The organism is Acidovorax sp. (assembly GCF_016783915.1).
In the GTDB taxonomy this organism is placed as follows: Bacteria; Pseudomonadota; Gammaproteobacteria; order Burkholderiales; family Burkholderiaceae_C; genus Acidovorax.
Genome location: NZ_JADHVT010000157.1, coordinates 1 through 10315, shown reverse-complemented (window position 1 = coordinate 10315; position 10315 = coordinate 1). Strand labels below are relative to the sequence as shown.

The 10315-nt window shown below is 64.8% G+C and carries 10 protein-coding genes; 4 read left to right on the top strand and 6 right to left on the bottom strand.

What is annotated here, in order from left to right:
* The 6 genes from ISS20_RS20695 to ISS20_RS20670 form a co-directional block, all read right to left on the bottom strand.
* A partial coding sequence (locus ISS20_RS20695; protein ID WP_291439128.1) for a beta-ketoacyl synthase N-terminal-like domain-containing protein occupies positions 1-859 on the bottom strand: 859 nt, incomplete at its 3' end.
* Positions 856-1377: a 3-hydroxyacyl-[acyl-carrier-protein] dehydratase FabA gene (fabA, locus tag ISS20_RS20690; RefSeq protein WP_008907199.1), complete on the bottom strand. Its 522-nt coding sequence runs from the start codon at positions 1375-1377 to the stop codon at positions 856-858. The genes ISS20_RS20695 and fabA, both read right to left, overlap by 4 nt.
* Positions 1378-1538: 161 nt before the next feature.
* Positions 1539-3170, bottom strand: a complete 1632-nt coding sequence (gene lnt, locus ISS20_RS20685) for an apolipoprotein N-acyltransferase (protein ID WP_291439124.1) — start codon at positions 3168-3170, stop codon at positions 1539-1541.
* Positions 3170-4054, bottom strand: coding sequence for a transporter associated domain-containing protein (locus ISS20_RS20680; protein WP_291439122.1), 885 nt, complete (start codon positions 4052-4054; stop codon positions 3170-3172). The genes lnt and ISS20_RS20680 overlap by 1 nt, the downstream gene beginning before the upstream one ends.
* A gap of 105 nt (positions 4055-4159) precedes the next feature.
* Positions 4160-4900: a GNAT family N-acetyltransferase gene (locus tag ISS20_RS20675; RefSeq protein WP_099731315.1), complete on the bottom strand. Its 741-nt coding sequence runs from the start codon at positions 4898-4900 to the stop codon at positions 4160-4162.
* 347 nt (positions 4901-5247) lie between these two features.
* Positions 5248-5730 carry an Lrp/AsnC family transcriptional regulator gene (locus ISS20_RS20670; RefSeq protein ID WP_015012403.1) on the bottom strand — a complete coding sequence of 161 codons (483 nt, stop codon included), beginning with the start codon at positions 5728-5730 and terminating at the stop codon, positions 5248-5250.
* A gap of 165 nt (positions 5731-5895) precedes the next feature.
* Here ISS20_RS20670 and ISS20_RS20665 point away from each other — a divergent pair, with 165 nt between their 5' ends.
* The 4 genes from ISS20_RS20665 to phhA all read left to right on the top strand — a co-directional run bounded on the left by ISS20_RS20665 (position 5896) and on the right by phhA (position 9993).
* On the top strand, positions 5896-6837 hold the full coding sequence (locus ISS20_RS20665) for a triacylglycerol lipase (protein WP_291439118.1): 942 nt from the start codon (positions 5896-5898) through the stop codon (positions 6835-6837).
* A 3-nt stretch (positions 6838-6840) separates the two neighbouring features.
* On the top strand, positions 6841-7830 hold the full coding sequence (locus ISS20_RS20660; RefSeq protein WP_291439116.1) for a lipase secretion chaperone: 990 nt from the start codon (positions 6841-6843) through the stop codon (positions 7828-7830).
* Positions 7831-8016: 186 nt separating this feature from the next.
* A complete protein-coding gene (gene hppD / locus ISS20_RS20655) occupies positions 8017-9138 on the top strand; it encodes a 4-hydroxyphenylpyruvate dioxygenase (RefSeq protein ID WP_291439113.1) in 1122 nt (373 codons plus the stop codon).
* Positions 9139-9153: 15 nt separating this feature from the next.
* The gene (gene phhA, locus ISS20_RS20650) at positions 9154-9993 is read left to right on the top strand and encodes a phenylalanine 4-monooxygenase (RefSeq protein ID WP_291439111.1); all 840 of its coding nucleotides are present in this window, start codon (positions 9154-9156) and stop codon (positions 9991-9993) included.
* The last annotated feature ends 322 nt before the right edge of the window (positions 9994-10315 follow it).

Here is a 10315-nt window from a genome sequence, read left to right as displayed (position 1 = left end):
CCATGGCTTGCTGCATGCAGGCAATGGCGCCGTCGCCCGAAGGGGCCACCATGTCTTCGCCGTCGCTGGTGGCACCAAAGCCCACCACTTCGGCCAAGATGTGGGCGCCGCGCGCCAGGGCGTGCTCCAGGCTTTCCAGCACCACGGCGCCGCCGCCGCCTGCGATCACAAAACCATCGCGGTTCGCGTCGTAGGCGCGCGAGGCTTGCTCGGGCGTGTCGTTGTACTTGCTGGACATGGCGCCCATGCCATCAAACAACAGCGACATGCCCCAGGACAGTTCTTCGCCACCACCGGCAAACATCACGTCCTGCACGCCCCAGGCGATCTGCTGGGCTGCCGCGCCGATGCAGTGCGCCGAGGTGGAGCAAGCCGAGGTGATGGAGTAGTTGATGCCCTTGACCTTGAAGTTGGTGGCCAGGCAGGCCGACACGGTGGAGCTCATGCAGCGCGTGACCTGATAGGGCCCCACACGGCGGATGCCCTTTTCGCGCAGTGTGTCGGCCGCTTCGATCTGGTTGGCGGGAGAGCCGCCGCCCGAACCCATGATGAGGCCGGTGCGCGGGTGGCTGACTTGGCTTGGCGTGAGGCCCGCCTGGGCGATGGCATCTTCGAGCGCGATCTGCGCATAGGCCGCCGCATCGCCCATGAAGCGCAGCTGCTTGCGATCGATGCGCGCTTCGATGTCGATATCGGGCGCGCCACCCACCTGGCTGCGCAGGCCCAGTTCCTTGAACTTTTCCACGGCCTTGATGCCGCTGGTGCCCGCACGCAGCGAAGCTTCCACAGCGGCCAGATCGTTGCCAATGCACGAGACGATGCCCGCGCCAGTGATGACTACGCGCTTCTTGGTGGTCATGCTGCGTCCTTGCCGTCTTCCTCGCGCTTGAACAGGCCCACGCGCAGGTCGTTTGCCACATAGATTTCCTTGCCGTCCGCCAGCAGGCGGGCGTCGCCAATGGCCATGACCAGCTTGCGTTTGATGACGCGCTTGATGTCGATTTCGTAGGTGACCAGCTTCACGTCCGGGCCTACTTCGCCCGTGAACTTGACCTCGCCCGCACCCAGCGCACGGCCCCGGCCAGGCAGCTGCAGCCAGGTCAGGTAAAAACCGATGAGCTGCCACATGGCATCCAGCCCCAGGCATCCCGGCATGACCGGATCACCCTGGAAGTGGCAGGCAAAGAACCACAGGTCGGGTTTGACATCGAGTTCGGCGCGGATCTTTCCCAGCCCGTGCGCGCCACCATCGCTGTCGATGTGCGTGATGCGGTCAAACATCAGCATGGGCGGCAGCGGCAGGCGCCCGCTGTCGGCGCCGAACAGCCGGCCCTCGCCCGAGGCGATCAGTTGTTCGTAGGAAAAGGAATCTGCCATTTTCAGTCGTGCTCCAGAACGGCGGTTGGCCCGCCTCAAATCATCGTTTTACGCAACACCAGCCCCCGGTTGCGGGCCTCTATTATCAAGGCATAGGGAGCCGCCTCTAAACACGGGGTTGCGCAGGCACCGGCGCCACCGGGCGAAATGCCTGACCTGGATCAATTGGCACGCGCCCCACGCCCCCTGATGGCAACCATGGCCCCCATCAGCGCCAGAGTCCCCAGAGCCCACAGCGGCCACAGCCCCCAGCGCGACACCCACCATGCGTAGGGCGTGATGGCCCAGCCACTTTGTGCGTCCAGCCCCCGGCCTTGCACCTCGCCTTTGAGCACCCCGCGCGTATAGCGGGCCAGCTGGTGCGTAACCACGCCCCGGTGGTCAATGATGACGGTAGCGCCTGTGTTGGTGGCGCGCACCATGGGGCGCTCGAATTCCAGCGCACGCATGCGGCTGATGTGCAGATGCTGGTCAATGGCCAGGGTGTCGCCAAACCAGCCGATGTTGCTGAAGTTGACGAACACCGTGGGAGCCTGGGCGGGGTCGATGAATCGTGCGCCCAGCTCCTCGCCAAACAGGTCTTCGTAGCAGATGTTGGGCGCGATGCGCTGCCCCGCCACGGCAAACGACGCCTGGCCCACGGTTCCTCGGTTGAAGTCGCCCAGCGGGATCTTCATCATGGCCGTGAACCACCTGAAGAACGGCGGGATGAACTCGCCAAACGGCACGAGGTGGTGCTTGTCGTAGCGGTAGGGCTCGGCTTGTGTGGCAGCACTCATGCCCAGTACGGAGTTGGTGTAGCCCTGCGCTTCATCGCCCAGCGGAATGCCCACCATGGCGGCCTGGGTGCCTTGCGCATAGCGTTGCTGGATGCCCTCCAGATACCCTGGGATGAGCTGCTGGGGCAGCAGCGGAATGGCGGTCTCGGGCGCCACCACCAGGTCAGCCTGGGCGTTGCGCAAGGTCTCGGCATACCACTGCAGGGCCACGGGCACGCCACTGCCGGACTGGAACTTTTCGTCCTGAGGGATGTTGCCCTGCAGCAGCTCCAGGCTCAGGGCGGGCGCTGCGCGCCGTGCCGGGGTGTGGCAGAGGTTGACCGCGCACAGCCGATCCACCGTGGCCCAGGCCAGGAGGCCGCCCGCCACCAGCACCAACGCCCACCAGCGCAGGCTGCGCAGGTCGGTGGACCGCACCTGCACCACGCCCATCGCCAATACAGCAGCCACCGCGCTGATGCCGTACACCCCCATGTGGCGGGCCAGCACGGCGAGCGGCCCATCCACATGCGCGTAGCCGCCTGCACCCCATGGGAACCCCGTCCACCAGATGCCCCGAGCCAGCTCGGCCAGCAGCCAAAGCGCTCCGAAAAGAAGAGCACTACCAGCACGATTTATTGGTGCGTACCGGCAAAACAAGGCCAAAGCCGCCGCGTAGTAACTGGCAAGGAAGGCGGCGAGCCCCAGCACCGCTGCCACGGCCAGTGGCGCGGGCAGGCCGCCATAGGAATGCATGGAAATGAACAGCCACCAGAAGGTGCCTGTCAGCCAGGCGGTGGCAAACACCCCGCCGACGAGCGCACCGCGCTGCCAGGGCGCCGCGATACGCTGGCGTTCAGCAGCAGCGGGCCGCACCAGCCAGGCAAGTGCGGCCATCGAGGCCAGTTGCAGCCACCACAAGGGTTGGCCGCTGCCCGGCCAGGCCAGCGAGGCCGCCTGGGCCAAGCCCGCCGCCAGTGCCAGCAGCAGTTGCGGCAGCAGCGGCCCGCCCGCCATCCGAGAGCGCCGCGACATCAGCCGTCGGCGAGGTTGTCTTCGACCCTGGACACCTTGAACCAGCGCACCGCCCCGCCCTTGGTGTGCAGCACCACAAAATGCAGGCCGCTCAGCTGCAGATGCTCACCGCGCTTGGGCACATGGCCCATCTCGTGGGCAATCAGGCCGCCGATGGTGTCGAAATGCTCGTGGGGGTCGCTGCCTGCGATGGCCACCTCGAAGGCCTCGGCCACGCGCTCGATGGGAGTGTCACCACTCACCCGGTAAGTCCGATCGGCCAGGCCAAAAATGTCGCCATCGTCTTCCGGGATGTCGAACTCGTCCTCGATCTCGCCGACGATCTGCTCCAGCACGTCTTCGATGGTGATGAGCCCGGCCACACGGCCAAACTCGTCGATCACGATGGCCAGGTGGTTGCGGTTGCCCCGGAACTCGCGCAGCAGGTCGTTCAGGCCCTTGCTTTCGGGGACAAACGCTGCCGGGCGCAGCAGGGCGCGAATGTTCAGCTCGGGCGCCCGCTGCAGCTTGAGCAGGTCCTTGGCCATCAGGATGCCGATGATGTTCTCGCGCTCGCCCTGGTACACCGGAAACCGTGAATGTGCGGTGCTGATCACCAGGTGCAGCAGCTCATCAAAAGGCGCATCGATGTTGACGAGGTCCATGCGCGGGGCGGCCACCATCACATCGCCCGCCGTCATGTCGGCCATGCGGATGACGCGCTCCAGCATCACGCGCGAGTCAGCGCCGATGACCTCGTTGTCCTCGGCCTCGGCCAGGGTTTCGATGAGTTCTTCCGTGGAATCCGGCCCAGGATGGATGAACTCGGCCACTTTCTGCAGGAAGGTGCGCTTATCTTCCCTCTCGGGCGGTCGCCCGGAGTGCGCGGGGTGCGGGTCAGACACTGTCTGGAGTGCAGGACGTGCGGTAGTGAATCAGGCCCCTAGGATAGCGGATTGCCGTGACAACCGGCCACCGCTGGCGTCAGAGCCGGACTCGACCGCAGCGGCTCACTCGGCCGACTGGTGGCGCGCGTGTTGCACTCCACTGCGCACTTCCTGCACATTGGCCAGAAAGTCCCAGAACTGCTTGGCCTGCTTTTTGAGCTGGTAGTCCACCTCGGCGAACTGTTGCTCGACCATCTCGGTCATGCGCGTGTCGAGGCTGGCGGGTGGGATCTGCAGGTAGGCCTCGGACTCGGACCCGTCGCGGCGCACGGTGGCACCGGCGTTGCGCGCGATCTTGAGCATGGCAGTGTTTTCGGACAGCGCATGGATGAACACCATGTTCACGCCCTCATTGCGCGCATGCATCACGGCGCGCTCGAACAGGCGGGCGCCAAAGCCACGGCCCCGTGCCTGCTTGAGCACGGACACACCAAACTCTGCGCAGGGCTTGTGCTCGGGGTTTTCCGAAAATGCCAAGTGGGCCATGGCGATGAGTTCAAGGCGGCGGTTGTAGATGCCAAAGATCTCGTCGCGCTCGAAATTGAGCTGCTCGGCGTAACGGCGGATCTGTTCGTCGTTGGCGGCATAGCCAAACCGCAGGTAGCGGTCTGCAGGCTCCAGCTGCAGCAGGTGCTGGGTGATCCGCTCACGGTAGGAGGGGCCCAGGGAGCGGATAGGAACCATCACGGGCGTCTCCTGCTGGTGGATGTGAATGTCAGAGGCAGAAGAGCCGCCGGTTACCGGGCGCAGCAGGTCCCGGCCTGCGTACCAGGATGCCTTGAGCCAGTCTTTGGTTGCGAACATGTCGCCAAATATAAGGGTTTTCCCTCATCTTTTCCAGTCCAAATTGCTGCGTTGCAACAAAATAGTGATCCTACTCAAAATGCGAAAAAATCAGCCACAAGCGCTGGAAGATCATGCCTCAACAGCTATCAATTTCAGAGCATTCATGATCAGAATCTCCTCTGCACGGGTCGCAGACGCGACGGCTGGGGTGGCTGCACTCCTGTCTTCGCCAACCCTTCTTTGCACACGCCAGAGCGTAAAGCGCGGACCGCGTTACAGCAACCTCCGCCACATCAACAGATGCCACAGAGAGTCACGCCCGTGACGTGCACAGGCTCTGTCAACGAGTGAAGGCCAGCGCCGGATTACACCGGCACGGCCGTGGTCGCCTTCACGCGGTCGAGCACAAAACTGGTCTTGCAGTCCTGCACGCTGGGGTGCTTGAGCAGCGTGTCCATGATGAAGCGGCTGTAGTGCGCCATGTCGGCCACCACCACGCGCAGCAGGTAGTCCATTTCGCCGGTGAGCGATGCGCACTCCACCACTTCGGGCCAGGTCTGCACACTGGCGCGAAACAGGTCCATGGGGTTGCGCTTGTGGCTTTCGGTGTGTTTTTCGAGCCGCACATTCAGGTACGCCGTGAGACCCAGCCCCACGGCTTCGGGCTGCACCAGCGCCACATAGCGGTGGATCACGCCGCTGTCTTCCAGCCGCTTGACGCGGCGCAGCACGGCACTGGGCGACAGGCCCACCTGTTCACCGATGACGTCGTACGTCTCGCGGCCGTTGTCCTGCAGGCGGCGCAGGATGGCGCGGTCCAGCTTGTCGAGTGCGTCAAAGGCTTTCATGACGCAGGATTTTACGAACAACTGCGTAATTTCTGCATGGTGCGCCGCACACACGGGTATGTCCCGATAGTGACTCCATGGGCTGAATACAAAAATTGATCTCGCAAAAAAGAACGATCGTTCGTTTTTGCGAGCATAAGAAACCATACCAACGGAGACAAACACATGACCGGATTTTTCAGCCGCTTTTTGCGGCGACTGGTGCTGGCAGCAACGGCAGGGTTGCTGCTGCTGGGCGTGGGCGCACAGGCACAAACGGGCTACGCCCAGACGCGCTATCCCATCGTGCTGGTGCACGGCCTGTTCGGCTTTGACTCGGCCCTTGGGATCGACTACTTCTACGGCATCCCCGACGCCCTGCGCCAGGGCGGCGCCAAGGTCTACGTCGCCCAGGTCTCGGCCGCCAACAGCACCGAGGTGCGCGGCGAGCAATTGCTGGCACAGGTCAAGACCATCCTGGCGCTGACCGGGGCCCCCAAGGTGAACCTGGTGGGCCATTCGCACGGTGGCCCCACCACCCGCTATGTGGCGGGCGTGGCGCCGCAGCTGGTGGCATCGGTCACCTCGATTGGCGGCGTGAACCGGGGTTCGCGCGTGGCCGACATCCTGCGCGGTGTGGCGCCTGCAGGCTCGGTGTCTGAAGCCGTGGCCAGTGCCGCCGCCAAGGCGCTGGTGGGCCTGATCAACCTGACATCGGGCGGCACCGGCCTGCCCCAGATGCCCACGGCGGCGCTGGACTCGCTGACCACGGCAGGCTCGGCCAAGTTCAACAGCCGCTTTCCGCAAGGTGTGCCCACGTCCGGCTGCGGCAGCGGCGCCGAGCTGGTGAACGGCGTGCGCTACTACTCCTGGACCGGCACCCTGCCCCTGACCAACGTACTCGACGCCAGCGACGCCCTGCTGGCCACCCTGAGCCTGACCTTTGGCGAAGCCAACGACGGCCTGGTGTCGGCCTGCTCGTCGCGCCTGGGCAAACACCTGGGCGACTACCGCCAGAACCACCTCGACGAAGTCAACCAGCTGCTGGGCCTGCGCGACTGGTTCTCCACCGACCCGGTGACGCTGTACCGCCAGCACGCCAACCGCCTCAAGCAACAAGGCCTGTAAGCCATGGCCCAGCCCTCGCGCACCTGGGCGGTTACCGCCGCAGTCCTGGCCCTCACCACGGCCGCTGTGGTGTGGTGGCTGGGGGGCCCTGCCGGGTTGGGCGCGGGGGATACACACCCATCACCGGCGGGGGCGGCCACCGCCTCCGCCGGTGCCGAGACACAACCCTCTCCAGAACAGGGCGCGGACCAAAGTTTTTTTGCACGCCGCCGCGCCATCACCACCGACGGCCCGGCCGACCCGCTGCTGGTGCACGGCCTGCGTGACATCCTGGAAGCCCTGTTGATGGAAGCGGGCGACGCCAGCGACCCAGCCGCACTCAAGCAGCGTCTGGCCGCCTTGGTGAACCAGCATTTCCCCGCCGCCCTGGCCACGCGTGCGCTGGCACTGGCGGAGCGCTATGTGGACTACCGCGTGGCCCTGGGCAGCTTGCGCGCGCCGCAGGACCTGACCGACCCACGCGCACTGCGCGATGCGCTGGAGGCACGCCACAAGGTGCGCCTGCAGTTCTTTGACGACGCCGAATACGATGCCCTGTTCGCCCGCGAGGCAGAACTGGATCGCTACACCCTGGCGCGCCTGGAGATTGCGCGCAACCCCCAGCTCAGCCCGGAGCAGCGCGCGCAGGCGCTGCAAGCTGCTGACAACGAGCTCTCCACAGAACGCCGCGCCGAACGCAGTGCCGCCACCGCACACATGGCCGCCGCCGCGCAGACCGCCGCGTTCAACGCCAGCAACGCCGACGAACGCACCCGCTACGGCGCACGCAGCGCGCAATACGGCCCGGCTGCCGCCCAGGCCATGGCACAGCTGGACCGGGACGAGCAGCACTGGAACCAGCGCCTCGACCAGTACAGCCAAGCCCGCGCCCAGCAGGGCGAGGGCCCCGGCCTGCAGCAATTGCGCCAGCAGCTCTTCTCGCCCGAGGAGCAACAACGCATCGACGCCGCCCTGGCGCTGCGCCAGCTCAACGCGGGCACCTCGGGGTCGTAGCTCTGCTGGGGCCGACGCAGCCCCGGGCAGCAATCCAGCCTCAGCGCGCCGCCAGACTGCGCTAAATTTTGACCATTCACAAGATTCCTGCAAATCAAGCGGCCAAGCCTCTTGATTTCGCCAGAAACATGAGGCAAGGCACGCCTACAGTCCATGACATTCATCAACGAATGCCGGAGACACCCCATGAACGCCGCCTTGCCGCAACAAACCACCGCCCAGCTCGACGCCTGGGACAACCCCATGGGCCTGATGGGCTTCGAGTTCGTCGAATTCACCTCGCCCCAGCCCGGCGTGCTGGAGGCGGTGTTTGAAAAGCTCGGCTTCACCCTGGTGGCCAAGCACCGCTCCAAGGATGTGGTGCTGTACCGCCAGAACGGCATCAACTTCATCCTGAACCGCGAGCCCCACAGCCAGGCCGCCTACTTTGGCGCTGAGCACGGCCCATCAGCCTGTGGCCTCGCCTTCCGCGTGAAGGATGCCCACAAGGCCTACAACCGCGCACTGGAGCTGGGCGCCCAGCCCATCGAGATCCCCACCGGCCCCATGGAACTGCGCCTGCCCGCCATCAAGGGCATTGGCGGTGCGCCGCTGTATCTGATCGACCGGTTTGAAGACGGCAAGTCCATCTACGACATCGACTTTGAATTCATCGAAGGCGTGGACCGCCGCCCCGTGGGCCACGGCCTGAACCTCATCGACCACCTCACGCACAACGTGTACCGGGGCCGCATGGGCTTCTGGGCCAACTTCTACGAGAAGCTGTTCAACTTCCGCGAAATCCGCTACTTCGACATCCAGGGCGAATACACGGGCCTGACCTCCAAGGCCATGACGGCGCCCGACGGCAAGATCCGCATCCCGCTGAATGAAGAATCCAAACAGGGCGGCGGCCAGATCGAAGAATTTTTGATGCAGTTCAACGGCGAAGGCATCCAGCACATCGCGCTGATCTGCGACAACCTGCTGGACGTAGTGGACAAGCTGGGCATGGCCGGCGTGCAGCTGGCCACCGCGCCCAACGAGGTGTACTACGAGATGCTGGACACCCGCCTGCCCGGCCATGGCCAGCCCGTGCCGGAGCTGCAGTCGCGCGGCATCTTGCTGGACGGCACCACGGCCGACGGCACGCCCCGCCTGCTGCTGCAGATCTTCTCCACGCCCATGCTGGGCCCGGTGTTCTTCGAGTTCATCCAGCGCGAGGGCGACTACCGCGACGGCTTTGGCGAAGGCAACTTCAAGGCGCTGTTCGAGTCGCTGGAGCGCGACCAGATCCAGCGCGGGGTGCTTGGCACCAAGAACGCCTGAGCGGGGGCCCTCACCATGGCCGTCGAACCCGTCGTCTACGGCGCCAGCGAGCGCCCTCCCCGTGGCGACTACAGCCGCGCCAGTGCCGACTACACCTGCCCGCAGGATTACGCGGCCTACACCGCCGCCGACCACGACACCTACCGCCGTCTGTACGAGCGCCAGCGTGCCCTGCTGCCTGGCCTGGCCAGCCAGGCGTTCATCGACGCCCTGCACTCACTGGGCGCGAGCGACCGCATCCCGCGTTTTGAAGCGGTGAATGAGCGCCTCTACAAAGCGACCGGCTGGGAGCTGGTGGGCGTGCCGGGGCTGATCCCCGAGGTGCCTTTTTTCACCCTGTTGGCCAACCGCAAGTTCCCGGTGACGGACTGGATCCGCAAGCCCGAAGAGTTCGAGTACATCGTCGAACCCGACATTTTTCATGACCTGTTCGGGCATGTGCCGCTGCTGTTCAACCCGGTGTTTGCCGACTATGTGCAGCGCTACGGCCAGGGCGGGCTGAAGGCGCAAGGGCTGGGGTCGTGCGAGATGCTGAGCCGCTTGTACTGGTACACGATCGAGTTCGGGCTGATCCGCGAAGCGGGGCAGTTGCGGGCCTATGGCGCTGGCATCCTGAGTTCGTCGGGCGAACTGGCGTATTCGGTCCAGAGCCCGGAGCCGCAGCGCATTCCGCTGCAGTTGGAGCGCACAATGCGCACGCGCTACAAGATCGATACGTACCAGCAGACGTATTTTGTGATCGACAGTTTTGAGCAGCTGTTTGAGATGACGGCGGCGGACTTTGCGCCGATCTATGAGCGGCTGCGTGGGTTGCCGGAGTTTGCCGCGGATGAGCGGGAGGCTGTGGCAGCTTGATTTTTTGAAGAAAACGGCTGCTAGCGCTAGTGAATCATGCCTTAGCAGCTACGCTTTCAATAGCAACTCTCCTGCATCCAGCAATGCTGGGCTGGGCTGGGCTGGGATTGTTGGGCCTTGTGGATGAATCGGTCTCTGTGCCTGGGTTGAGGGCGGGGGCCGGGAGTCGCCCGGCAGGCGAGCCCCTTTCTTTCGCGTCGCCGAAAGAAAGGAACCAAAGAAAGGGCGACCCCACTGTCTGCGTCCCCTGCGCTTCGCTACGGGGCAACCTGCGGTGCTCGGGTTTGGCGGGGTCTCGCTCGAACTCGCTTCGCTCAGACAA